Consider the following 23,370-nt stretch of genomic DNA (forward strand, 5'->3'; position numbering starts at 1 on the left):
CCGGCTCCTCAGGGGGTGTCGACGCCGTCAAGGAAGGTGCCGACGGCGAGGTCGAACCACGCGTCGTAGTACGCGCGGGGGGCGGCGGGCTCGTGGGGGACGTCGCCGAACTCGGCCAGAGCCAGCCCCGCGACGAGGACGTAGAGGGACTGGGCCAACAGCAGCGCCCGGTCCACCGTGGTGTTCAGCGCGCCGGCCAGGGGTGGCCCGACGCGGTCGGCGATCTGCTGCGCGACCGTCGGCGAGACGCTCTTCGTGGCGACCACGGCGGTGAGGCCGGGGTGCGCGCGCAGGATGCCACGCAGGCGCACCGCCATCGCGGTGAGCATCGGCCGCCAATCGGCGGCGGGGTCCGCGTTGGCGTTGACCTCGTGGGCGACGCGGTCGGCGAGTGCCTGGAGCAGGGCTTCCTTGTTGCGTACGTGGTAGTAGAGCGAGGCCGCTTTGACATCGAGCCGGACCGCGATGGCACGCATCGACAGACCGGCGACGCCATCGCGGTCCAGGATGTCCATCGCCGTGTCGACGATCAGTGTCGGGCTCAAGGGTTGCTGGGGCACTCATGCCTCCTACCTAACGGTGTTAGATCAGCCTAACGCTGTTAGGTGAGAGGCGCAAGACACCGCTTTGCGCGATCGGAGTACCGGCGGGCCGACCCGCACCACGCAGCTCGCCTTGCGTGCAAGCGTCGCCCGTAGCGCTGGCGTCGCGACGAGGGCTATAGCGTCGCGATGATGAGATCGTTGACTGACACCACCACCGACCAGGCACCGGCTGATCCGGGCGCCGACGACGACTCCCTGGCCACTCAACCCATCGGGTACTGGAGTGGCGTCGTCCACGCGGCCGTCACCCGCCATCTGCGGGACGCCATGGCCAGGATCGACGTCACGCAGCCGCAGTACTGGGTACTCAACCGGGTGAACGGCGGGCCCGTGGCGCCGAGCCGCGAGGAGGTCGTCATCCAGTTGACGCCCCTCGCGGACGGGCCGCACGAGATCGCTCGTGTCGTCGACCAACTGCTCCACCGCGGCTGGCTTCGGATTGACGCCGGGCAGCGCCTACAGCTCACCGACGCCGGGGAGGCTGCCAGGTTGCGGCTGCGCGAGTCGGTGACCGAGCTGCGCGCCGTGGTCCACGAGGGCATCAGCGACGAGGAGTACGTGGCCGCGCTCAAGGTGCTACGCAGGATGGTCGCCAACGTCGGGGACAACGAGGGCTCCTAGGTTCTGCCTCTTCGGCTGCGTCCGGGTCCGGCAGGTCTCTGATCGGCCGGCCTGCGCAGGCGCTTCGGCTCCCTGCGGTCGGCGGCGCCGAGGCCTGGACGGCGTCGAGGGCGGGGTCGTGCCCGCACGCCGCCGCGGCAGTCGATCACCACGGCGGCGTGCGGGCGGGTTGACGCCTCAGGCCTGGCGGCCGAGCCACTCCCGATAGGCCGTGGGCGCGATGACGGCGTCGTCGGGGGCGATGAGGACGCCGCCGGGTGCGGCGGCGAACATGCCGGCGCCGTCGTCGGTGGTGACGGTGCGCTGGTCGCCGCGGGCGGCGAGAGTGATGCGACCCAGTTCGTCGAGGGCGAAGACGTCGGGGCCGGCGACGTTGCGGATGCCCTGCAGGGGCGCGCCCATGCTGACGTCGGCCACGGCCTGCGCCACGTCGGCCGCGGCGATGGGCTGCACGGGCGTGCTGGGCAGGCGGACCGTGGTGTCGTCGGCCGTCCACGAGAGGATCGCGTCGACGAACTCGAAGAACTGGGTGGCGCGGACGATCGAGTACGGAACGGGACCGGCCGTGAGGATGTCCTCCTGGAGGACCTTGGCGCGGTAGTAGGCCAGGTCCGGCACCTGGTCGACCCCGACGATGGAGAGCACCACCGCGTGGCCGACACCTGCACTCGCGGCAGCGGCCAGCAGGTTGTCCATGGTCGTCTGGAAGAAGGCGGGCGAGGCGTCGTCGAAGGTCGGCGAGTTGGTCAGGTTGACGACGACCTCGGCTCCGGCGAGCGCCTCGGACAGGCCCTGCCCGGTGAGGAGATCCACCCCGGTGGACAGCGCCAGCGGCACCGCCTCGTGCCCGGCCGTCTGCAGGATCTTCACGACCTGTGACCCGATGAGCCCAGTCCCACCCAGTACGGCGATCTTCATGTCAATGCACCTTCCCGTGACTATGCGGCCGGTTGTCCGGCTTGAAACAGCCGTTACTCGGACCCCTCTTGTCCGAGTAACAATACTCGGACATTCCCAGTCCGAGTAATCGGGGTTGGCTAGGGTGAAGTCATGAAGATGTCTGGCGGGGTCGAGTGGGCGCTGCACTGCTGCGTGGTCCTCACGGCCAGCAGCACGCCCGTCCCGGCGGCCAAACTGGCGGAGCTGCACGACGTCTCCGGCAGCTACCTCGCCAAGCAGCTCCAGTCCCTCGCCCGTGCGGGCCTGATCCACTCCGTTCAGGGCAAGTCGGGCGGTTACGTCCTGACCCGCGCACCGGAGAGCATCACCCTGCTCGACGTGGTCCGGGCCGTCGACGGTCCAGGCCCCACCTTCGTCTGCACGGAGATCCGCCAGCGCGGCCCCTTCGCGACTCCGGCCGATTCCTGCACCACGCCGTGCCCGGTCGCCCGAGCGATGTGGGCGGCTGAGGACGCGTGGCGCCAGGCGCTCGCCGCGGTCACGATCGCCGACCTCGCGCGTGACGTCGACACCAGTTCCGGCCCTGAGGCCATGGCCGGCATCCAGACCTGGCTGACCGGCGAGAAGGCCGGTTGAGCACGGGTCAGCCGGTGTGGCGTACCTCGCTGTCCCAGATCTGCGCCCACGGACGCCGCAGCCCTCGGCACACGTGGATCGGGCCGCCGTTCTCGTCGTTTTCCACCTCGACGCGCTGGTCCACCCGCCCGGCGAGCGTGCACTCGTCGAACCAGGTGTTCAGCAGGTCGGCACGCTCCCAGCCGACCGCGATGGCCACGTCCGCGTCGGCGGGCGGCTGACCGAAGTCGGCCATGCTGTTGTGCCCGGAGTACGCGCGGGGAAGATCACGGGCCGGACCGTAGCGGGCCAACGCACCCGCCTCGCCGTAGTTGGCGGTCAGGACGATCGCCCGGGAACGCTCCTCAGTGGGCAGACCACGGTGGACGACGGCGACCGAGTCGGCGAAGGCCGGCCAGCCGATCGTCTCGCCGGCGTCGTAGTTGACGTCGACCACGAAACCGGGCAACCGGTCGGCCGGCAGCACCGGCAGCAGCAGCACGATGTTGGGCAGCAGGAGCGGCACCGTGCCCAGCGCGAGCAGCCCTCGGCGCAACCGGATCGACCCGCGTGACGCCCACGCGACGGTGACCACCGCGCCGGCGGCGGTGAGGACCAGCAGCAGAGGCGCGTCGTAGTAGCCCTTGCCGCCGACGATCAGCACGAGGCCGACCACGACCACCCAGGCCCAGGCCACCGCCCGGTAGGCCCGCCACGCCGGTCGCCGCAGCAGCGCGACGAGGCCGGCGATCCAGATGGGTACGGCATAGGGGCTGATGATGACGAACTGAAGGGTGAACGCGTCGAGGCGGCCGCTGTAGGAGCTGTCGCCGTCGGAGATGGAGGCCGCCACGCCGAGCTGCGGGAAGCCGTTCGCCGCCTGCCAGATCAGGTTCGGCGCGGCCAGCAGCACGGCGATCCCGGCGCCGGCGAGCACCCACCGGTCTCGCAGCAGTCGGCGTGGCCCGGCGATGAGCACTCCGGCGATCAGGCCCACGGCCAGCAGCGCGGGCAGCACCTTGCTGAGCATGCCCACGCCGAGCGCCAGCCCGATGCCCAGGGCCCAGCGGCTGTCACCGGTGCGCAGCAACCGCACCGCGCACCACGCCGCGACCAGCCAGACCAGCAGGTCGACGGTGGTGGTGCTGAGCAGGTGCCCACCGGCTAGCACGATGCCGGACAGCGCGGCGAGGCCCGCGGCGAAGGTTTGCGTGCCCCGGCCGGCGCCCAACTCGCGGGCGATGGCGGCGACCAGCAGCACCGCGCCGCCGGCCAGCAACGCCGACGGGGTACGCAGCACCACCAGGTTGCCCGGCGCGATCGTGTCCAGCAGCCGGGCAAGCGCCGGGACCAGCGGGCCCTGATCGACGTAGCCCCAGTCGAGGTGTCGGCCGGCGAGCAGGAAGTACAGCTCGTCACGGTGGTAGCCGTAACGGCCGGCGAGCAGCAGCAGCGTCAGGCTGGTCGCCGCGGCTATCAGCCACGGGGCGCGCGTGGACGCGCCGGGCTCCGGTGGCCGCCCTGGCAAGGGCGACTGGGCCGGCTGGTGAGGTCGGTCGATGTCGATCGCGGGCTCACTCACCCGCCCATGATGACCCGCGAGGGCGGCGCGTGGGTGCCCGTGCCGGGGTCCGGCGGCCTCCATGTGCAGGTGGCCCAGCCGAGTGCGAAGATCAGCTTTGTCACTCGGACCGAAAGGACGATATGCGCTATCGCACTCTGGGCGCCACCGGCACGGTGGTGTCGACCCTTTGTCTGGGCACGATGACCTTCGGCGCGGAGACCGACGAGGCCGGCAGCTTCGCCCAACTGGACCGTTTCGTCGAGGCCGGTGGCACCTTCATCGACACCGCTGACGTCTACTCCCGCGGCGTCTCGGAGGACATCGTCGGTCGCTGGCTGCGGACGCGGCCCGACCTGCGTGACCGGCTGGTGATCGCCACCAAGGGGCGCTTCCCGATGGGCCCGGGAGCGAACGACGCGGGCCTGTCCCGGGTGCACCTCAGCCGCGCCCTGGACGCCAGCCTGCGGCGGCTCGGCGTCGAGGCCATCGACCTGTACCAGGCGCACGCCTGGGATCCGCTGACCCCCCTGCCGGAGACGCTGCGGTTCTTCGACGACGCGGTGCGCGCCGGCAAGATCCGCTACGCGGGGGTCAGCAACTTCACCGGTTGGCAGTTGCAGAAGGCCGCCCTGCTCACCCAGCACCTCAACCTCACCCCGATCGTGACCCTGCAACCGCAGTACAACCTGCTGGCCCGGGAGATCGAGTTCGAGCTGGTGCCGGTCTGTGAGAACGAGGGCATCGGCATCCTGCCGTGGTCGCCGCTGGGCGGAGGCTGGCTGACCGGCAAGTACCAGCGCGACAGCCTGCCCACCGGGGCGACCCGGCTGGGGGAGAACCCGCAGCGCGGGGTCGAGGCGTACGCGGGTCGCAACGCCGAGGAGCGCACCTGGCGGGTGCTCGACGCCGTCGGTCAGGTCGCGGAAGGACGCGGCGCGTCCATGTCGGCGGTGGCGCTGGCCTGGTTGGCGGCCCGACCGGCGGTCACCTCGGTGATCCTCGGTGCGCGCACCACCGAGCAGCTCGACGACAACCTGACCGCCGCCGACCTGGTCCTCGACGCCGAGCAGATGCGGCTGCTGGACGAGGCGAGCGCCCCGCTCGTGGGTGACTACCCATACGGCGAGCCGGGTGTGCGGCAGCGCGGCCGTGACCTGCCGACCTCGCCGTGATTCCCTTTCCTGAGCCCACTTCCCCCGCCGGCAGCCGCGCCGAGGTCTTCCTCCGCTACCTGGACTATTTCCGCGAGTCCACAGTGGCCAAGGTGTCGGCGATGGCCGAGCCGGAGCTGCGGCGCAGCCGGCTGCCGTCGGGGTGGACCCCGCTGGAGCTGCTCAAGCATCTGCGCCACGTTGAGCTGCGCTGGATCGAGTGGGGTTTCCAGGGTCGAGACGTCGCCGAGCCGTGGGGCGACCGCCACGAGGACCGCTGGTACGTCGCCCCCGACGAGACCCGCGCGGACCTGGTGGCGGCGTTGCGGGCTCAGGGCGCGCACACCACCGAGGTGGTGACGGCCCATGACCTGGCGGAGATCGGTGCGCCGGGCCCGCGTTGGAACGGCGCGGACCCGGCGTCGCTGGAGCGGGTGCTGTTCCACCTGGTGCAGGAGTACGCCCGCCATCTCGGGCACCTCGACGTGGTCGCCGAACTCGCCGGCGGTCCGACGGGGGAGTGAGGCGCGGCGACAATGGCGGAATGCCGCTGCTCGTCGCGCCCGCCCTGCCCGTCGGGAGCCTCGGCTCCCAGGAGCAACCCCACCTTCCGGTACGCCCCGGACTGGCGCTGCGGCCGTGGCGCGACGACGACGCCACGGCCGTCCGGGTCGCCTTCGACTGTCCGGCCATCCAGCGGTGGCACGTCCGCCGCCTCGACGGCGACGACGAGGCGCGGGCGTGGACAGCGCAGTGGGCGGGCCGCTGGCGCGACGAGACGGCCGCCAGTTGGGCGATCGTCGACGCCGACGACCGACCGGTCGGTCAGGTGGGGCTGCGGGGCGTGCTGCTGGCCGAGGCGCCGGCGCAGGTGTCGTACTGGGTTGTGCCGGCGGCGCGCGGTCGGGGGATCGCCACCGACGCGTTGGGGACACTGACCCGGTGGAGCTTCACGCGAGCCGGCCTGCACCGGCCGGCCCTGGAGCACTCGACCGCCAACACGGCGTCGTGCCGAGTCGCCACCCGGGCCGGCTTCACCGTGGAGGGTGTGCTCCGCGAGTCGGTTCGCCACATCGATGGCTGGCACGACATGCACCTGCACGCGCGGCTGGCGACGGGCCCCGCGTCACACCCCCTGGATCAGTTGTAGGCCTCGGTGTTCTGCACCTTGCCGAACCTTGGGAAAATCTTCTCGACCGCGAAATCGTGCTCGTCGGCGGCGAGTCCCGACATCGCGTCCGCGACGAACTCCACCTCGTAGCCGTGGTCACTGGCAGCCCGCGCAGTGGACTCCACTCCCATGGTGGTGACCAGCCCGGCAAGGACCAGGGTGCTCACGCCACGCTTCTGCAGCTGCTCGTGCAGATCGGTGTTGTAGAACGCGCCGATGGTGCGCTTGACGACCAGAATGTCGCCGCGTTGAACGAGGCCGTCGACGAAGTCGCTGCCAGGTGGTTGCTCGGACACGTTCGGCCGCTCCACCCGCACCAGCACCACCGGCCGATCATTCGCCCGGAACACCTCGGCCAGCTGACGGCAGCGCTCCAAGACCTCCTCGCCAGAGTGCGGAGCAACAGGCAGAGCAACGATGCGGGGCATCAGATCTATCAGCACCAGCGCGGAGGTCATGAAGATGATCATATGCATGAGCTGGCCGGCGCTTCGGCTGACGGGGGTTGAGTCAGGAAGCGGTCGGCACGCTTGTGGTGGTTCCGTTGGCGTCGGTGACGCGTACCTCGGTGGCCGTCGCGGGCAGGAGCGCTGCGTTGCGGCCGGCGTCCTGCCATTGGCCTTCGCCGACTCGGTAGCTCAGCGCTGACCCCTCGGCGGCGACGAGAATGCCCTGGTTGTCAGGTAGCCGTAACCGCACCGGTAGGGGCGCCGACCAGTCCGCGGTCGTGCTGGCCACCGCTTCGAAGGGGAAGTACCTGCGCGCGAGCAGCGCGATGACGCGGGAGGGTTCGTCGTCGTACTGGATGGTCTCCACGAGGAGTCGCCGTCCGTCGGGGGTTGCCCCGTAGACCCACAGACGGGGTGATCCGTTGTGGGTGTGCACTCCGACAGGGTCGATGTACCCGGTGAGAGCTTCTGCTGGCGCGCTCACGCTTTGAGCGGCCGGGTCGGTGCCCCACACCTGCTCCGCGCCGGCCAACGTGTGGCGGAAAACCGGTGGCTCCGGCCGATCCTTGTTGCCCGGGAAGAGGATCAGTTGCGCGTTGTCGATGTGAATCATGTTCTCCCAGCCAACCGGAGTCCTGGAGAGCGCGACGGTGAGCTTCGTAAGCTGTGGCGGCACCGACAGCACTGCTGCACCGTCTCGGAACACCACCGGCGTGAAGGTCCGCTCGACCTTGCCATCGGGCTTGGACCGCAGTTCCGCGGAGAACTGCACCGGTTGCCCGAAGTCGAGCACGAGGAGCACGTCGCGCTGCGATCCCAGCAGTGCCGCCTGCTCGAAGCCGTCTGTTCCGATATCGGTGACCTGCGTCTGGGTGCCGACGCGCGGTCCGTCGGCGGTGGGTTCGACGAATCCCACAGTTGTGCCGTGCGCGGTGCGCTGGGCGACGTAAGCGGCAGGGCCAGCAGGCGTAGCTCCTGCCCACACGATGTGCGACTCGCCGCGCGCCAGGTCCCCGACCTGCTTCATTCGGAGCTGCCACGCCGCGCGGACCTGCCGCAGGTAACCGTTGTCGGTGGCCAGGTCACCGCGAGTGGGCTCGTCAAGCAGTGGTGCGGCGAAAGGTGCATCTCCTGCGTCGCCTGTCAGTTGAAGTCTGCCAGCCACGGGCACGGCCACCACGGCCGCGCAGACTGCCGCCAACACGGCCCGCCGGCGCACCATCCGTCGTCGACCACCCCGGCGCACCTCACCGAGCAGACCCGGCGGGCTCACCAGGCCGTCCGTCGCGCGATGCAGGATGCCGCGCACGTCACTGTCGTTCATGGTCATCGCGAACTCCCGGTTTCAGTGATGGGCATGACGAGACTCGACTCGGCCAGCGCCTCTCGCAGCCGGGCCAACCCACGCGAGGCGTGACTCTTCACCGCACCCTCGGAGCAGCCCATCGCCGCCGCAGCGTCAGCGACTGGCAGATCTTCCAGGTAACGGAGCACGACAGCGGCCCGCTGCCGAGGCGGTAACGCCCGCAGCGCCCCGACGACCAGCTCACGAACCGCCACGGCATCGGCGTGGTCCCGGGCAACGCCGTCATGGTCACCGAGCGCCTGCTCCGGACGCCGGGCACGCCAACGCCACCGGTTGATCGAACGGTTGACCAGCGCCCGTCGCGCGTACGCCTCGGGGCTGCTCTGCACCCGACGCCATCGCACATACACCTGCTCCAGCACCTCCTGAAGCAGGTCCTCCGCAGCGTGCCGGTTCCCGGTCAGCAGGAAGGCAACCCGCAACAGCACCACCGACCGTGTGCGAACGAAGTCGTCGAACTCCGCCCCACGCGAATCCCTCATCTGACCTCCCGGCCTCGTCAACCAGCAAGACACCGCATCCGCTTGCGAGGTTTACCGAGCCTGCAACCTTGCTCGGATCAGTGCCGCATGAGCAGGCATGTCGGCTCGTCGATCCCGAACTCGGTTCAGGTCTTTGCGTACGCCTTCAGTGCCGAATGCACCCACTTGGAGAGCACCGGTTTGCCAGGTAGGTCCGCAAGGTCGACGGCCACCCACCGGGCCTCGGAGATCTCCCCGTTTGGTACCAGGTCTTCGGAAATGGCGTGCAGTCTGACAACTTTCTGGTAGCCCTGTTTGCCCTCGAAGGTGGTCAGGTGTTCCTCGAACAGAAGGGCGTACGACTCGGCCTTGATGCCCAGCTCCTCAGTGCACTCGCGCATGGCGGCTTGCTCTGGCGTCTCCCGGGTCGGCTTGTATCCGCCTCCGGGCAGGCTCCACAGCGATTGGTCGCCGTAGCTGTGTCGGACGAGGAGTACCCGCCCGGAGTCCACCGGGTGAATGATCAGGACCTTCACGCCGTAGGTGGTCGGCTTGGCAATCCGCCAGTAGACCGTCCGGAGGCGATAGAGAAGTCGGAACGCGAACGGAGGAATCCTCATGCGGCCATGATCGATGAGCTAGACAATGCGGAATTTGAGCCGTGACCCCGAAGACGGTTCCTCGCGGGCTTCAGCCCAGCCGACGAAACGCAGCCTCGCGGCCGAGTACGGCCCACGGGAGGTTCGCTCTGCTCAGCGCAGACCGGCGGGTTCGGCCGGTTGCCGTTGCGGTTGCGGGGCCGCCGGCCAGGTGAGTCGGCGTACGCCGGGGACGAGCGCGGTGCCCGCACACGAGACGAGGACCAGCAGGCCGGCGACTGCCAGCGGTACGGGTGCGCCGAACGCGTCGGCGGCCAGCGGTGCCAGCGCGTATCCCAACGGCACGGCGGCCAGCGACACCAGCCAGTCGTAGGAGGTGACGCGGGCCAGAACCTCCGGCGGGAACTGATGCTGCACGACGGTCTCCCAGACCGGGTTCAGGTAACCGAGGGCGGTCAGCGCCACGGCGTAGGCGGCGATCACCGCTGGGGCGGGCGCGGCGACGGCGAGCAGGAACAGCGGCGCGGCGTAGCTGGCCAGCCCGAGGTTGGCCAGCAGCACCGGCCGGTGCAGCCGGACCCGCCCGGCCAGCAGCGAACCGGTGAGCATGCCGATCGCGCCGGCCTGCAGCAGCAGCACCCAGGTCGTCTCGCCACCGAGACGTTGGATGGCGATGGCCGGCCCCAGGGTCATCAGCACGGCGGCGGCGCCGTTCCACACACCGTGCCCGAGCAGGCTGGTCCAGAACCAGTCGCGGGCGCGTACCTCCCCGAAGCCGTGCCGCAGGTCGGCGAGGACGGAGCGGCGGGGCACCGGTACGTGGCGGACCCGTACCAGCGCGAGCAGGGTGGCGCTGAGCGCGAACGACGCGCTGTCGACGATGAACGCCCAGCCGGGCCCGGCGGCCCAGATCAGCGCCCCGGCCAGCGCCGGCCCGGCGAGTCGGCTGGTGTTGGCGGTGATCCCCATCAGGGCGTTGGCCCGCTGCCGGCCGGCCGGTTCGACGGTGCCGGCGACCAGCGGGGAGGCGGTCGGCATGGCGAACGCCGACGCGGTGCCACCGAGCGCGGACGCCACGACGACGGTGCTCAGCGACGGGTCGTCGCCGAGCAACTGCACGCCGACCGCGAGCTGGGTCGCGCAGCGGACCAGGTCGGCCAGCAGGGCGACCCGCCGGGCGTCGAACCGGTCGGCGACGACACCACCGAGGGGCAGCAGCAACAACCGGGGGACCATCGCCGCGGCGAGGACGACGGCAAGCGCGCCGGTGGAGCCGGTGGTCCGCAGCACGGCCAGGGCCAGCGCGGCGGGCACCACCGCGTCCCCGAGGGCGGAGACGGTGCGACCCAGGAACAGCAGCCGGAAGGAGCGGGTGCGCAGTGGGTGAGACATACCGACAACATACTTCGACGTCGAACCTTTCGCCATCGAATATTTCGACACTGAGGTAAGCTGGAGCCGTGACCGCCACTCCGGATGCCGTTGACCACCACATCGAGCGCTGGCTACCCGTGGTGCCCGGCCTCGACGCGGACGTCGAGGGCGCGGTGACCAGGATGATCAAGCTGACCCGGCACCTGCGGGCGGTCAAGGAGCGGGTCCTGGTCGATCTCGACCTGCCGGCCCACGAGTACGACACCCTGCACGTCCTGGCCGGCCGCCGAGGACGGGCGGCCCCCTCGGACCTCGCCGCGGACCTCGCGATGGCTCCCGCCTCGATCACGGCGCGCGTCGACACCCTGCTGCGGCGGGGTTTCGTGCGTCGGATTCCGTCGACAGTCGACCGTCGTCGGGTCGACGTCGAGCTGACCGACGAGGGTTACGCGGCGTGGCGCGGGGCGATGGAGATCCAGGGCGCGGAGGAGCACCGACTTCTCGGCGCGCTCGCCCCGACCGAGCGACGACAGCTGTCCGACCTGCTGCGCCGGGTGCTGCTCGTTACCGAGCGGCCGGAAGGCGCGCCGGAAGCCAACTGAGCGGGCCGAAATCGCCTGGCGGCCGCGTACCGCTGATGGAAGGGTGACCGGCGTGACTGCGCATGCACTGGCCGGGGCCCTGGCTGACGACGGACGGCGACGGATCTTCGCGGCGATCGTGCTGGGTGCGACCAGCACGGCGGAGGTCGCCGGACGAGCCGGCCTGCCGGCGCGGGTGGTGCTCACCGGGGTCCGCCGGCTCACCGACGCGGGCCTCGTCACCGGCGCGGAAGGCGCGTTCGCGGCCGACGAGGCGTCGCTACGGGCGGCCGCGCGCGACAACCGCCCGGCCGACGACGCCGAACCCGCCGCCGATCCGGTGCTGCGGACGTTTTTGCGCGCGGGCGTCCTGGTGGGCATGCCGGCGCAGCGGGTCCGGCGGCGGTTGCTGCTCGCGCACATCGCGGAGCGGTCGTTCGAGGCGGGGACGCGCTATCCGGAACGGGCCGTCGACGACGCGCTCAAGCCGTGGTGCGCCGCTGGCGCGTCGGATCATGCCACGCTGCGCCGGTACCTGATCGATGAGCAGTTGCTCACCCGCGAGCACGGCATCTACCAGCGGCCCTGATCGTCCGCCGCGCGAACCGTCTCGTCGCGGAGGATCTTGCTAGCCTCGGCGCATGACCTCCTGCACGCCCGGCGACGGCCCCGTTGACCTGTTGTTCCTGCTCTCCTGGGCGAGTCACGCGCTGCAGACCGAGCACGCCGCGGGCCTGGCCGAGTTGGGCATCTCGCCACGGGCGCACTACGTGCTGGCGCAGGCCCGCACCGGCGACCTGACCCAGCGCGAGATCGGCGAGCGGTGCGGTGTGGACAAGACCACGATGGTCGTGACGCTCGACCAGTTGGAACGGGCCGGGCTGGCCGAGCGCCGTCCCGTGCCGACGGATCGGCGCGCCCGGCTGGTCGCGGTGACACCAGCGGGGGAGCAGGTCCTGCAGCGCGCGCAGCAGGTCGTCCAGCGCATCCAGAGCGACCTGCTCGCGACCCTGCCCGCGCAGGACCGCGAGGTGTTCCTGCGTGCGCTCCTGGCGCTGGTGAGCGGGCCGCTGGCCAACACCTCTCCGTACGCTCCGGGCGCCCGCTCCGGCTGTTAGTCCCGAGAAAGATAGTTCCGAACAAGACTATCTGCTACGGTCGTACTCGTTCGTTTCCCCTGAACGAGGAGCCGTCATGAGTGCTGCCGCCGTCACGACCCCCGCCACCTCATCGCTGCGTCGCCGCGCCCTCGGCGTCGTCGTCGCCGTCGTGGCCTGCCTGGCCATCTGGTCGATCGGCGCGCTCGCCGGAGTCGACTACACCGTCAAGAGTCCGGGTCAGCCCGCCACGGACATCGGTCCTGGCGCGATCGTCGTGGTCGCCCTGGGCGCCGCACTGCTCGGCTGGGCGGCGTTGGCCCTGCTGGAGCGGTTCGCCGCGAGGGTCGCCCGCCCCGTCTGGATCTCGCTCGCCGGCGTGGTGACGTTGCTGTCCTTCGCCCCCCTGGCCGGCACCGAGGCCACCGGCGGCGCCAAGTTGGCCCTCGGTGCGACGCACGTGGCCGTGGCAGTCGCGCTGATCGCCCTGTTGCCGGCCCGTCGGCGCTGACGGGCCGATAAGCCGTTGACCGGGCGGTGATGATCGACAGGTGACCACCACCGCCCGACCGACATGGTTGACCAGCACCGTCCGACCCGACCACCCCGACGCGGTAGATCTGCTGCGCGAGTACATGACCGAGATGGTGGTTCGCTACCACCGCCGCCCGGCTCTGCCCGGCGAGGTCGACGAGGCGCTGGCCGAGATGCCCAGCAACGACCTGACGGACCCGAGCGGGCTGTTGCTGCTCGCCCACCACGGCGTTGACCTGGCCGGCTGTGCCGGGCTGCGCTGGCATCCGGGGTGGGCCGAGTTGACCCGGGTGTTCGTCCGTCCTGAGCATCGGGGCGCGGGAGGGGGCGCCGCGCTGCTGGCCGCCGTCGAGCAGCGGGCCCGGGCAGCCGGAGCGGACCGGATCCGACTCGACACCCGCAACGACCTGGTCGAGGCCCGCGCCCTGTACGCACGGCACGGCTACGTCGAGATCCCGGCGTACTCGCAGGGCCCGTACGCCGAGCACTGGTTCGAGAAGCAACTGCGCTGAGTTCAACGCGTGACCAGGATCGCCTGAACGACACCGTGCCGGGTGGGATCGGCGCGCCTACGCGCTGATCCCACCCGAGGCTGAGAGCCTTTTTCACATGGTGATCTCCGACGCTCCGGTGCTGACCCGCCCGACCGCGCCGCCCGCGCTGCCGAGCGGGCCGGTCGAGGTCACCGAGGCGTGGCTGCGCAACCGACGGTTGTCCGAGCACACCCGCGACGCGTACCGGCGCGACGTCACCGCCTGGCTCAGCTGGTGCGCCAGCCGGGACCTGGATCCGCTGCGGGCCACGTTCCTGCACGTCAACGAGTACGCCCGCGCGCTGGAGTCGACAATCGGCGCCCGCAGCGGCCGACCGCTGACCCCGGCGACCGTGGCGCGTCGGCTCTCCGCGCTCTCCAGCTGGTACGACTTCCTCGTCAAACTCGGCGGGGTGCCGGCCAACCCGGTCTCCGGCGCGGACCGACCCCGCGTCGACCGGGACCACTCCGCCACCGTCGGGCTCACCCCCGAGGAGGTGGACGCCCTGCTCGGCGCCGCCGACGCGGACACCGGCGCGACCGCCGTGCGCAACCGGGCCGCGATCGCGCTCCTTGCCGACCTCGGCCTCCGGGTCGGGGAGCTGATCTCACTGGACCTGACCGACCTCGGCACCGAACGCGGGCACCGCAGCGTGCGCTTCATCGGTAAGGGCGGCAAGCAGCGCCGCCGCGCCCTCACCCCCGGCACCGGCTACGCCGTCGACGCCTACCTGGCCCAGCGGGCCGCCGCCACCGGAGTGCCGGTGCCACAGCTGAGCGGCCCGCTGCTGGTCACCGCCAGCGGCGCCCGACTGGACCGGCACTCGGTGTTCCGGATGGTCCGTCGACTCGCCCGCGCGGCCGGCATCCCGGCCTGGGCAAAGCTGTCGCCGCACTCGCTGCGGCACGCCTTCGCCACCACCGCCCGCTCCGAGGGCGTGCCGCTGGAGGACGTGCAGGACGCGATGGGCCACGCCGACCCACGCACCACCCGTCGTTACGACAGGGATCGGCACAACCTCGACCGCGACCCGGCGTACGTGGTGTGGGCGGCCCGGTCCCGCCGCCGCGGCTGAACCCTCCGCGCCCGACGGAGGTCCTCCGCCGACCGCCGCTGGTCAGTCGAGAACCGCGGTGGCGTCGACCTCGACGAGGAGATCAGGCTCGCCCAGAGCACTGACACTGAGCAGCGTGATGGGCTTGACCGGGTCAACTCCCAGCTTCTCGGCCGCCCGAGCGACGCCTTCGCCCAACAGGGGCATCTTGTCGGGCGACCAGTCGACGACGTAGATGGTCAGTTTCGCCACGTCGTCGAAGGACCCGCCGATCGCAGTCAGGGCGGTGCCAACGTTGAGATAGCACTGCTCGACCTGGGCGGCGAAGTCTCCCTCACCGACCTTGCGCCCTTCGGCGTCACGGGCCACCTGACCGGCGAGGAACACCAGCCTGGACCCGGTCGCGATCGACAACTGCCGGTAGACGTCCGGCTTCGGCAAGCCGTCCGGGTTGACGAGAGTGATGGCCATGCTGACTCCTTTGTCGTTGCGCCGAGCCGTCTCAGCCCTGCGGGCGGGGGCAGATGCAGAACGGCTGCCCAATCGGGTCGAGGAGCACCACCCACCGCTCACCACCGGGCTGGAAATCCGGCTTGGACGCGCCCGCGGCGACGAACTTCTCCTCCGCCGCCGCGAGGTCGTCGACGTAGAGGTCGAGGTGGTAACGCTGGTCGCCCGTCGGGTCCGGCCAGGACGGCGGCCGGTAGCCCTCCACCAGGCCGAAGCCGATGGAGATGCCGCCGGACTTGATCATCGCGTACTCGGGTTGACTGTGGGTGATCTCCCAGCCGAGCGCCTCGTGGTAGAAGGCGGCGTGGCCGGCGGGGTCGGAACTGTCGAGGTTGACCATGGCGAGGTCCGCTGTGACTGTCACGCCCGCAGTATGTCGCGGGAGTCCGACAGGATCGGTCCAGCGACACTCGTTGCGGCCGAACGTCGCACCCTGCTCGTACGGTCGACGGATGAGACACGGGTTGGAGATCTCCTGCGGCGGCGCCGCCGTCACGGTGTCCACCCTGGTCGAGTTGGGTGAGCTCGCCGAGCGCGCCGGATGGGACGGCGTGTTCCTGGAGGACTACCTGATCCACTACTCCGGCGACGACCCGTCCACCTACGACCCTTGGCTGGTCCTCGCCGCGATCGCGGGCCGCACCGGTCGGGTGCGGCTGGGCACCACGGTCACCGCGCTGCCCCGGCGCCGCCCGGCGAAGCTGGCGCGGGAGGTCCTCACCCTCGACCACCTCAGCGCGGGCCGCGCCACCGTGGCGGTCGGCGTCGGCGACCCCGCTGACCGGGGGATGGTCGCGTTCGGCGAGCAGACCGAGGTGTCCCTGCGCGCCGCGATGCTCGACGAGGGGCTCGACCTGCTGACCGGGCTGCTCAGCGGCGAGCGGGTCAGCCACCAGGGCACCCACTACCGCGCCGACGGGGTGGCGCTGCGGCCTGCGCCGGTGCAGTCGCCCCGGGTGCCGGTCTGGGTTGGCGGCAGCACCCAGGCCGGGGCCGTGCGTCGCCGTGCGGCCCGCGCCGACGGCATCGTGCCGTACAAGCTCACCGACACCGACGGGTGGTCCGACTTCACCCCCGACGAGGTCCACGACCTGGTGCGCGCCCTGCCACCGACCCGCGCCGACGGCCAGCCGTTCGACGTGGCGATCGGTGGCCGGCGGCGCCGGTCGAACGAACGCGCCGAACGGGCGTACCTCGATGAGCTCGCGGCGGCCGGCGCCACCTGGTGGCTGGAGTTCATCCCGGTCGACGACCCGGAGACGATGCGCGCCGCCGTCACCCGTGGCCCCCTACGCTGAGCGTCGTCCTGGGGACGCGGTCGGGTCAGGGAGCGTCGAGCGGCCAGAGCGTCACGCGGGTGCCGTCGCGGCAGATGAGCCGGGGGCCGACCCGCCGGCAGCTGGTCAGCCCGGCCGGGAGCACCGCGATCACCCGGTGGCCATCCGGGCCCACCGTCGCGACCAGGACGCGCCGGCCGTCCGACGCCATGCTGAGCAGCACCAACGACTCGTTGGCGACCCGAGGGCCCGCGACGGTGTCCCAGTGCGCCCCGGCCGGCCACGTCCAACGTCGCGCGCCGGTGCCCGCGTCGATGGCCCACCGGCCCTGTTGGTCCTGCCCGCAGATCAGACCCTGGCAGGGCCGCAGGGTCAGCTCACCCGCCTCGACCGGCAGCTGCCAGCGCGGCGACAGGCCGGGCAGGCCGTAACCCGTCAGCGCCGCCCCGCTGCTGCCCCTCGGGTGCCGCAGCACCAGGTGCGCGCCAACGACCTGGGGGTTGTCCGGGCCGTAGTCGGCCGGCGGAAGCCACCCCCGCCCACGCTCGGTGCCGTCGCGGGTGTCGAGCATCCGGGCCAGCCCGTCGTCCTGGACCAGCAGTAACCCCCCGGGCGTGTCGGGCAGCACCCGCAACACGGCCGTGGAGGGCACCGGCACCGACCAACGTGTGGCGCCGGTGGCCGGATCGACGCCGTGCACGGTGCCCTCGACCCGGCGACCCGGCTCGGAGGCGCTGCGCACCTCGCTCACCGCGACCGCCGTGTCGCCGGCCGCGTACACGCGCTCGGGTCGTCGCCACACTGCCTCGCCGGTGCGGATCGACCGGGCGGTGGTCACCCTCGTCCCGCGTACCTGGTCACGTTCGACGACCAGCAGCACGTCACCGACGGCTTCGGCGGACCACCCGAAGGCTCGCGGCACCGCGACCCGCCACCGCGCCGGGTGGTGCGGCGCGTCCGCGTCGTAAGCACTCAGGGTCGGCGGGTTCGTGTCGGGGTCGACGACCAGCAGCAGCCGCCCCGCGCCGAGCACGGTCGCCCCGGCGGGCACCGCCGGCCCGAGCTCAGGCCTCAGGTACGCCGGCCCGGCGGCCCCGCCGAGCAGGGCGCACACCACCAGCAGCAGTGCCACCCGCCGACCGCGGGACGCCTGCCGCGGTGGCCTGCGGTCGTCCCGGGGCGCGCCCCGGTCGTCGCCCAGCTCGATCAGCACCGACATGCCGCCCCGCCCATACGCTCGCGTCGGCCGGTCAGCAGAGCAACTCCAGGTGGTGGTGGGCGTCCTCGGCGATCTCCTCGTGCCGCAGCCAGCGTCGCGCCCACAGCCGGGCCCCCAGTTCGGCCTGCTCGTCACCCCACGCGGCGTGCTCGACGAGCAACGCGGTGGTCAGCGCGTACGCCAGGCGCAGCGCCAGGCCACGGGCACCGGCTTGCACCACCGCGGCGCCCGGGTCGGCGGTGACCGAGGTGATGGTGTCGCCCAACTGCGCGGCGGAGGCGGCCAGGGTGTCGGCCAGCGCCGGCGACAGGGGCCGGGCCAGGTCGACGGCGGCGGCGAGCCGGTTGAGCACCGGAGTCCCGGCGTCCTCCCGGGTCAACGCGCGCAGCACGTCCAGGGCCAGCACATTGGTGGTGCCCTCCCAGATCGGCAGCACCTGTGCGTCGCGCAGCAGCCGGGGAACGCCGGTGTCCTCCACGTAACCGGCCCCGCCGAAGCTCTCCACGTACTCGCTGGCGGAGCTGACGGCGAGCCGGCCGGTGGCCAGCTTCGCCAGCGGCGCCACGATGCGCAACTCTGCCGCGGCCGCCGGGTCGGCACCGACCTCGACCCGCCCGAGCAGGGCGAACGCGTGCCCGGCCAGTGCGAACGCGCCCGCCGCGTCGACCGCGAGGGTGCCCAGGGTGGCCCGGTGCAGCGGCGAGGACGCCAGCGGGCCGCCGGCGACGTGCCGCACGTCGGCGTACGCCCGGGCGTAGTCGAGACCCCGTCGCATCCCGCCGGCCGCCGCGGCGGCGTTGTGCACCCGGGTCACCACGACAAGGGTCATCGCCCGGACCAGACCGGGCACCGCCGGGTCGCCCAGCGGTACCGCGTAGGCGTCGTGCAGTCCGATCTCGGCGGTGGGTAGCGCCCGGGTGCCGAGCTTGTCCTTCAACCGGCGCACGGTGACGCCCGGTGCGGGTGCGCCCGGCGCCACGCCATCGGTCAACGGTGAGTCGACCGCGTACCGGGGGACCAGGAACGGTGCGAGCACCCGGCTGCCGCGCCCGGCGCCCTCCGGCCGGGCCAGCGCCACCGCCATCGCCGCGTCGGCGGCGGAACAGAACCACTTCTCCCCGGTCAGCCGCCACGAGCCATCCGCTGCCGGCCGACCGATCGTGCTCGAACGGCCGAGGTCGGAGCCGCCCTGCGACTCGGTCATCCACTGCCCGCTGGTGATCGCCGTTGCCGGGTCCGTGGAGATCAGCCGGGGCAGCCACGCATCGCGGACCCCGGCGTCCACGTCGGGCATGCTGAGCAGCGCCGCGGCCCCGTCGGCCATCGCCACCGGGCAGGAGAACGTCGCCGACTCCGGCCCGTACAGGTGCAGCAGGGCGTGCTGGACGACCCGCGCGGCGGCACCCCAGGTGCCGCGGGCGTCCGCCAGGTAGGGCAGCGCGACCACGGCATGGCGGGCGGCGGCGGCGCGCTGCGCCTGCCAGCCGGCGGAGGTGTCGATGCGGTCGATCCGGGCACCCCACGGGTCGTAGCGGACCAGGGTCGGCGGGTGGGCCTCCGCGTCGGCGTGCGCCGCGCGCAGCGGCCCGCTGACGTCCGCGGCCAGATCGGCGAGGCGGCCCTTCGCGGCGGCGTGCCCGCTGGGGCCGAGGTGACGCTCCAGCCAGGACCGCAGGAGGGCATCACCGGCGTACGGGTCGACGGGGAGTGGTACCGGCTGCACGAAGCGGCTCATCGATCGACTCCTGGCACTGCTCGGGGGGTGTGCGCCGACGGTAGACGATCCGTGGCCGCCGCGAACAGGGCAGTCCCACCCACCGCGTACAGCCGATTTCCGGCTTGTCGCACTTTGGTGCGATTGCGTTCTCTACGGTCGGTAGTCGTGGGTGCCGGCCAGCCGTGGAGCCGACCGGCCCGGCGTCACCGCCCGATGCGTACCGGGCTGGCCTTCGCCGGGTTCGGCGTGGCGTTGTGCTGTGTCGGCGTGGCCGGGCTGGGCGCCTGGAACCTGCAGACCGTCCGCCAGGCCGCCGGCCCGATCCGGGAGACCGCCGACGGGTTCCTCAGTGAGGTGACCCTCGGCGACAGCGACGGCGCGTACGACCGGCTCTGCGCGGACGCGCGCAGCCGGTGGAGCGCGATCGGTTTCACCAGTTGGGTGCGTACGCCGCCGATGGTCACCGACTACGAGATCACCGACGTGTCGGTGGCGACCCGCAGCGGGCGGCCACACGGCACGGTGACCGTCAAGGTGACCCGTGACGGCGGGCTCACCGAGGAACGCCGCCTGCCAGTGGTCCGCGAGGGCGGGGACTGGCGGGTGTGCGGTGACCCCTTCTGAGCCGCCGGCCGCCGACCCGGTACGCCCGCAGCTACTGCGACCGCGCCAGGGGGTGCAGCCGACCACCTCGACGGAACTCTTCTTCGACCTGGTCTTCATCTTCACGATCACCCAGTTGTCGCACTACCTGATCGCGCACCCGGACTGGCGTGGCGCCGCGCGGACCGGGCTGTTGCTGGCGCTGGTCTGGTTCGTCTGGATCTACACCACCTGGCTGACCAACTGGCTGCAACCGGATCAGGGGCCGGTGCGGGCGATGTTGATCGCGGTGGCGCTGGGCAGCCTGTTGTTGTCGGCGGCGATCCCGGAGGCCTTCGGCTCGACCGGCCTGCTCTTCGCGCTGGTCTACGTGACTGTGCAGGTGGGCCGCACCCTGTTCGCGTTGTGGGCGGTGCAGGGCAGCCCGTGGCTGGTAGCCGGATTTCAGCAGTCGCTGCCGTGGATCACCGGGACGTCGGTGCTGGTGGTCCTCGGTGGCCTGGTCGACGGTGCCGCCCGGGGCGCGGTGTGGACGGCGGTGATCGTGATCGAGGTGGTCGGCCTATCGATCGGCTATCCCCTGCCCCGACGCGGGCGTAGCCGACCCGAGCGGTGGATGGTGGAGGGTGGGCATCTGTCCGAGCGGTCCGCGGCGTTCGTCCTGATCGCGTTGGGCGAGTCGATCCTGGTCACCGGGAGCACCCTCACGTCGCACGTGGACCTGGTGACGTCCGGGGCGTTCCTGCTGGCGTTCGCCGGTTCGGTGGCGCTGTGGTGGGTGTACTTCGCCCGCTCGGCGCCGGCCGCGACGGAGGTCATCGCCCAGGCCGGCGAGCGCACCGGCGCCCTGAGCCGGGTGGCGTTCAACTACCTGCACCCGGTGATCGTCGCCGGCGTGATCGTCACCTCGGCGAGCGACGAGCGGTTGCTGCGCGAGCCCGGCGCGCCTGCCACTGCGGTTGCCGCGCTGCTCACCCTCGGTGGTCCGGCGCTGTTCCTGGCCGGGCACGCCGCGTACAAGGCGCTGTTGTGGCGGATCCTGCCGATCAGCCGGATCGTGGCGGTGGTGGTGTTGCTGGCACTGATCCCGGTCTGTGTGGGGCTGGAGGTGCCCGTCGCGGCGTGCGCCGCGGTGGCGTTGGCGGTGACCGTCGCCGTGATCGTGACCGACCGGTTCCGAGCGGCCGCGGCGACTCCTCAGTCGCGGGGGCCGAGGTCGCCGCTGCGGTAGTGCCGGCGGCAGAGCACCTGGTAGCGCACCTCGGCGGTGTCCACGGTGTCGCCGATGACGACCTGCGCGCCCTCGCGGACGACCCGCCCGTCGACGACGCGGGCGTTGAGCAGCCCTTCCCGGCCGCACCAGCAGAGGACCTCGACCTGGATGCGGGCCACCTGGTCGGCCAACTCGAACAGGCGCTGCGCGGCGGGGAACAGGCGGGACCGGAAGTCGGTGGCCAGGCCGAACGCGAACACGTCGACGTCGTAGCTGTCGACCAGCTCAGCCATCTGCTCGACGTGCTCGACGGTGTAGAAGCACGCCTCGTCGCAGATCAGGTAGTCGACGCGTACCCCGTCGGCCCACCGGCCGCGGACCAGGGCCCGCAGGTCCAGGTCGTCGGTGACCTCGATGGCCTCGTGGGCCAGGCCGATGCGGGTGGTGACCTGCGGGCCCAGCGACCGGTCGATGCGGGTGGTGACCAGCCCGCGACGGCCCTGCCGGGCGTGGTTGTAGTTCATCTGCAGCGCCATCGTCGACTTGCCGCAGTCCATCGGCCCCCAGAAGAACTTCAACGCCGCGGCGTGCACCGGACGCCCGTCGAGCCCGCGCGCAGCCGCGCACCCGGCCGGAGCGTGCGGCTGGCCGGGGAACGGGTGGGCCAGGCAGGTCGGGGCGGTGGCGGCGTCGTCAGTCACGGTCGGGCAGCCTAGCCGATCGACCGGTCCTGATCTGTTGGGCGCGGGATGCGTGCTCAGAGCACCCGGGGTGGCGTGTTGCCGGCGGCGACGATGGCACGCCGGATCGGCACGGCGGCGAGGAGCAGGAACCCGACCACGAAGAAGATCAGGAGTGAGACCAGGCCCACCCGGTAGGAGGAGGTGAGCTGGAACACCAGGCCGAAGGCGAGCGGGCCGAGCCAGCTGGTGCCCTTGTCGCTGATCTCGTAGAAGCCGTAGTACTCGCCTTCCTTGCCGGCCGGGATGAGCTGGCTGAACAGCGATCGGCTCAACGCCTGGCTGCCGCCGAGGACCACGCCGATGGCCGCGCCGAGGATCATGAACTGCCTCGGCGCCTCGGCGGGCAGCCGGAACGCGGCGATGATCACACCGGTCCAGAGCACCAGGCTGAGCAGCACGGTTTTCCAGGCGCCGATGCGCTTGGCCAGCGCGCCGAGGCTCAGCGCGCCGCCGAAGGCGAGGAACTGCACCAGCAGGATCGTGACGATCAGGGTGTCCTGCTCCAGGCGCAGCTCCTCGGTGCCGTACTGGCTGGCCAGAGTGATGACGGTCTGGATGCCGTCGTTGTAGACGAGGAAGGCGAGCAGGAAGAACAGCGTCAACGGGTACGCCTTGATCTGCCGCATGGTGCGGCCGAGTTGCCGGAACCCGTCGGTGAGCACGTTGCCGCCGGCGGTCAGGGCCGCGACGGTCGGGTGCTCGCGCAGCCAGCGCAGCGGCACCAGGGTGAACGCCGCCCACCACACTCCGGCGGACACGATCGACCAGCGGGCCAGGTCCAGGGTGCGTTGCGGGTTGTCCCCGTCGTCGAACAGGGTGATCGCGACGAGGTTGAGCGCCAGCAGCAGACCGCCGCCCAGATAGCCCAGCGCCCAGCCGCGGCTGGAGATGCCGTCGCGTTCGTCGGGGCCGCCGAGTTGGGGCAGGAACGAGTTGTAGACCACGATCGCGGCACCGAAGGAGATGTTGGCGATCAGGAACAGCGCCCCGCCGAGCAGGTAGCGGTCGCCGGTGACGAAGGCCATCGCGATGGTCGCGCCGGCGCCGGTGAACGCGGCACCGCCGAGCAGTCGCTTCTTGTGCGCGGACCGGTCGGCGATCGCCCCGATCACCGGCAGCACGAACACGGTGAGGAACACCGACAGTGAGATCAGGTACGGGTAGTAGGACCCGGCCGCGACCTTGATGCCCAGCGGGTACACGAAGCCGTCGCAGGTGTCCGCGCCCAGCTCGCAGCCGGCGGCCAGCTCGGCGACGGTGGTCAGGAACGGGCCGAGGAACACGGTGATCACCGTGGTCTGGAACGCGGAGTTGGCCCAGTCGTAGATGTACCAGCCGCTGCGCTCACGGCGGGTGCTTGCCGGAGGCGGCGTGTCGTCCACCGTGGGGGTCACGGTCTCGGCCATCGGGGGT

The 23,370-nt window shown here is 71.7% G+C and carries 28 protein-coding genes; 14 read left to right on the forward strand and 14 right to left on the reverse strand.

The window, feature by feature from the left end:
- Nucleotides 1–8: 8 nt before the first annotated feature.
- Complete coding sequence (locus HNR20_RS30700) at nt 9–560, reverse strand: TetR/AcrR family transcriptional regulator (RefSeq protein WP_184187199.1); 552 nt, start codon at nt 558–560, stop codon at nt 9–11.
- A 174-nt stretch (nt 561–734) separates the two neighbouring features.
- Between HNR20_RS30700 and HNR20_RS30705 the strand changes: the two genes are divergently transcribed.
- Nucleotides 735–1,226 carry a MarR family winged helix-turn-helix transcriptional regulator gene (locus HNR20_RS30705; protein WP_184187202.1) on the forward strand — a complete coding sequence of 164 codons (492 nt, stop codon included), beginning with the start codon at nt 735–737 and terminating at the stop codon, nt 1,224–1,226.
- Between the two features lie 177 nt (nt 1,227–1,403).
- On the opposite strand, the gene HNR20_RS30710 is transcribed toward HNR20_RS30705, so the two are convergent.
- Nucleotides 1,404–2,144 carry an SDR family oxidoreductase gene (locus HNR20_RS30710; protein ID WP_184187205.1) on the reverse strand — a complete coding sequence of 247 codons (741 nt, stop codon included), beginning with the start codon at nt 2,142–2,144 and terminating at the stop codon, nt 1,404–1,406.
- A 132-nt stretch (nt 2,145–2,276) separates the two neighbouring features.
- Between HNR20_RS30710 and HNR20_RS30715 the strand changes: the two genes are divergently transcribed.
- Nucleotides 2,277–2,762, forward strand: a complete 486-nt coding sequence (locus tag HNR20_RS30715) for an RrF2 family transcriptional regulator (RefSeq protein WP_184187207.1) — start codon at nt 2,277–2,279, stop codon at nt 2,760–2,762.
- 7 nt (nt 2,763–2,769) lie between these two features.
- Here the strand turns inward: HNR20_RS30715 and HNR20_RS30720 are convergent, their stop codons facing one another.
- Nucleotides 2,770–4,323, reverse strand: coding sequence for a glycosyltransferase family 39 protein (locus HNR20_RS30720; protein ID WP_184187210.1), 1,554 nt, complete (start codon nt 4,321–4,323; stop codon nt 2,770–2,772).
- Between the two features lie 122 nt (nt 4,324–4,445).
- Here HNR20_RS30720 and HNR20_RS30725 point away from each other — a divergent pair, with 122 nt between their 5' ends.
- Genes HNR20_RS30725 through HNR20_RS30735 form a run of 3 tightly spaced genes read left to right on the forward strand, consistent with a single transcriptional unit; the run spans nt 4,446 to nt 6,606 of the window.
- Entirely contained in the window at nt 4,446–5,477 is a 1,032-nt protein-coding gene (locus tag HNR20_RS30725; RefSeq protein WP_184187213.1) for an aldo/keto reductase, read from the forward strand.
- Nucleotides 5,474–5,980: a DinB family protein gene (locus HNR20_RS30730; RefSeq protein WP_184187215.1), complete on the forward strand. Its 507-nt coding sequence runs from the start codon at nt 5,474–5,476 to the stop codon at nt 5,978–5,980. The genes HNR20_RS30725 and HNR20_RS30730 overlap by 4 nt, the downstream gene beginning before the upstream one ends.
- Before the next feature lie 20 nt (nt 5,981–6,000).
- Nucleotides 6,001–6,606 carry a GNAT family N-acetyltransferase gene (locus tag HNR20_RS30735; RefSeq protein WP_184187218.1) on the forward strand — a complete coding sequence of 202 codons (606 nt, stop codon included), beginning with the start codon at nt 6,001–6,003 and terminating at the stop codon, nt 6,604–6,606.
- Here HNR20_RS30735 and HNR20_RS30740 read toward each other — a convergent pair.
- The 5 genes from HNR20_RS30740 to HNR20_RS30760 all read right to left on the reverse strand — a co-directional run bounded on the left by HNR20_RS30740 (nt 6,597) and on the right by HNR20_RS30760 (nt 10,894).
- On the reverse strand, nt 6,597–7,085 hold the full coding sequence (locus HNR20_RS30740) for an isochorismatase family protein (RefSeq protein WP_184187221.1): 489 nt from the start codon (nt 7,083–7,085) through the stop codon (nt 6,597–6,599). The two genes, HNR20_RS30735 and HNR20_RS30740, sit on opposite strands and share 10 nt — an antisense overlap.
- A 52-nt stretch (nt 7,086–7,137) precedes the next feature.
- Entirely contained in the window at nt 7,138–8,406 is a 1,269-nt protein-coding gene (locus HNR20_RS30745; RefSeq protein ID WP_184187222.1) for a hypothetical protein, read from the reverse strand.
- The gene (locus HNR20_RS30750; protein ID WP_184187225.1) at nt 8,403–8,924 is read right to left on the reverse strand and encodes a SigE family RNA polymerase sigma factor; all 522 of its coding nucleotides are present in this window, start codon (nt 8,922–8,924) and stop codon (nt 8,403–8,405) included. The genes HNR20_RS30745 and HNR20_RS30750 overlap by 4 nt, the downstream gene beginning before the upstream one ends.
- A 125-nt stretch (nt 8,925–9,049) precedes the next feature.
- A complete protein-coding gene (locus HNR20_RS30755) occupies nt 9,050–9,523 on the reverse strand; it encodes an NUDIX hydrolase (RefSeq protein ID WP_184187228.1) in 474 nt (157 codons plus the stop codon).
- A gap of 132 nt (nt 9,524–9,655) precedes the next feature.
- Nucleotides 9,656–10,894, reverse strand: a complete 1,239-nt coding sequence (locus HNR20_RS30760; RefSeq protein ID WP_184187231.1) for an MFS transporter — start codon at nt 10,892–10,894, stop codon at nt 9,656–9,658.
- A gap of 68 nt (nt 10,895–10,962) precedes the next feature.
- Here HNR20_RS30760 and HNR20_RS30765 point away from each other — a divergent pair, with 68 nt between their 5' ends.
- From HNR20_RS30765 to HNR20_RS30790, 6 genes are all read left to right on the forward strand, one after another.
- Complete coding sequence (locus tag HNR20_RS30765; protein ID WP_221309976.1) at nt 10,963–11,478, forward strand: MarR family winged helix-turn-helix transcriptional regulator; 516 nt, start codon at nt 10,963–10,965, stop codon at nt 11,476–11,478.
- Between the two features lie 52 nt (nt 11,479–11,530).
- Nucleotides 11,531–12,046, forward strand: a complete 516-nt coding sequence (locus HNR20_RS30770) for a DUF2087 domain-containing protein (protein WP_184187234.1) — start codon at nt 11,531–11,533, stop codon at nt 12,044–12,046.
- Nucleotides 12,047–12,098: 52 nt separating this feature from the next.
- Nucleotides 12,099–12,575, forward strand: a complete 477-nt coding sequence (locus tag HNR20_RS30775) for a MarR family winged helix-turn-helix transcriptional regulator (RefSeq protein WP_184187237.1) — start codon at nt 12,099–12,101, stop codon at nt 12,573–12,575.
- A gap of 76 nt (nt 12,576–12,651) precedes the next feature.
- A complete protein-coding gene (locus tag HNR20_RS30780) occupies nt 12,652–13,065 on the forward strand; it encodes a DUF6069 family protein (protein ID WP_184187240.1) in 414 nt (137 codons plus the stop codon).
- Nucleotides 13,066–13,105: 40 nt separating this feature from the next.
- Nucleotides 13,106–13,600 (forward strand): GNAT family N-acetyltransferase, encoded by a 495-nt coding sequence (locus tag HNR20_RS30785; RefSeq protein WP_229687423.1) that lies wholly within the window; start codon nt 13,106–13,108, stop codon nt 13,598–13,600.
- A gap of 97 nt (nt 13,601–13,697) precedes the next feature.
- Nucleotides 13,698–14,696 (forward strand): tyrosine-type recombinase/integrase, encoded by a 999-nt coding sequence (locus HNR20_RS30790; protein WP_184187243.1) that lies wholly within the window; start codon nt 13,698–13,700, stop codon nt 14,694–14,696.
- 42 nt (nt 14,697–14,738) lie between these two features.
- Here HNR20_RS30790 and HNR20_RS30795 read toward each other — a convergent pair whose 3' ends face one another.
- Nucleotides 14,739–15,146: a RidA family protein gene (locus HNR20_RS30795; protein ID WP_184187245.1), complete on the reverse strand. Its 408-nt coding sequence runs from the start codon at nt 15,144–15,146 to the stop codon at nt 14,739–14,741.
- Between the two features lie 31 nt (nt 15,147–15,177).
- The gene (locus HNR20_RS30800) at nt 15,178–15,549 is read right to left on the reverse strand and encodes a VOC family protein (RefSeq protein ID WP_184187248.1); all 372 of its coding nucleotides are present in this window, start codon (nt 15,547–15,549) and stop codon (nt 15,178–15,180) included.
- A gap of 88 nt (nt 15,550–15,637) precedes the next feature.
- Between HNR20_RS30800 and HNR20_RS30805 the strand changes: the two genes are divergently transcribed.
- Nucleotides 15,638–16,483, forward strand: coding sequence for an LLM class flavin-dependent oxidoreductase (locus HNR20_RS30805; RefSeq protein ID WP_184187251.1), 846 nt, complete (start codon nt 15,638–15,640; stop codon nt 16,481–16,483).
- Nucleotides 16,484–16,508: 25 nt separating this feature from the next.
- On the opposite strand, the gene HNR20_RS30810 is transcribed toward HNR20_RS30805, so the two are convergent.
- Nucleotides 16,509–17,681: an outer membrane protein assembly factor BamB family protein gene (locus tag HNR20_RS30810; protein ID WP_184187254.1), complete on the reverse strand. Its 1,173-nt coding sequence runs from the start codon at nt 17,679–17,681 to the stop codon at nt 16,509–16,511.
- A gap of 31 nt (nt 17,682–17,712) precedes the next feature.
- Nucleotides 17,713–19,416, reverse strand: a complete 1,704-nt coding sequence (locus HNR20_RS30815) for an acyl-CoA dehydrogenase family protein (RefSeq protein ID WP_184187256.1) — start codon at nt 19,414–19,416, stop codon at nt 17,713–17,715.
- Between the two features lie 147 nt (nt 19,417–19,563).
- Here HNR20_RS30815 and HNR20_RS30820 point away from each other — a divergent pair, with 147 nt between their 5' ends.
- Entirely contained in the window at nt 19,564–20,022 is a 459-nt protein-coding gene (locus HNR20_RS30820) for an Rv0361 family membrane protein (protein WP_184187259.1), read from the forward strand.
- Entirely contained in the window at nt 20,009–21,232 is a 1,224-nt protein-coding gene (locus HNR20_RS30825; protein WP_184187262.1) for a low temperature requirement protein A, read from the forward strand. The genes HNR20_RS30820 and HNR20_RS30825 overlap by 14 nt, the downstream gene beginning before the upstream one ends.
- On the opposite strand, the gene HNR20_RS30830 is transcribed toward HNR20_RS30825, so the two are convergent.
- Both HNR20_RS30830 and HNR20_RS30835 read right to left on the reverse strand, forming a co-directional pair.
- The gene (locus HNR20_RS30830; RefSeq protein WP_184187265.1) at nt 21,199–21,915 is read right to left on the reverse strand and encodes a thymidine kinase; all 717 of its coding nucleotides are present in this window, start codon (nt 21,913–21,915) and stop codon (nt 21,199–21,201) included. The two genes, HNR20_RS30825 and HNR20_RS30830, sit on opposite strands and share 34 nt — an antisense overlap.
- Before the next feature lie 56 nt (nt 21,916–21,971).
- Nucleotides 21,972–23,363, reverse strand: a complete 1,392-nt coding sequence (locus HNR20_RS30835; protein WP_184187268.1) for an MFS transporter — start codon at nt 23,361–23,363, stop codon at nt 21,972–21,974.
- Nucleotides 23,364–23,370 lie beyond the last annotated feature (7 nt).

The organism is Micromonospora parathelypteridis (assembly GCF_014201145.1).
In the GTDB taxonomy this organism is placed as follows: domain Bacteria; phylum Actinomycetota; class Actinomycetes; order Mycobacteriales; family Micromonosporaceae; genus Micromonospora; species Micromonospora parathelypteridis.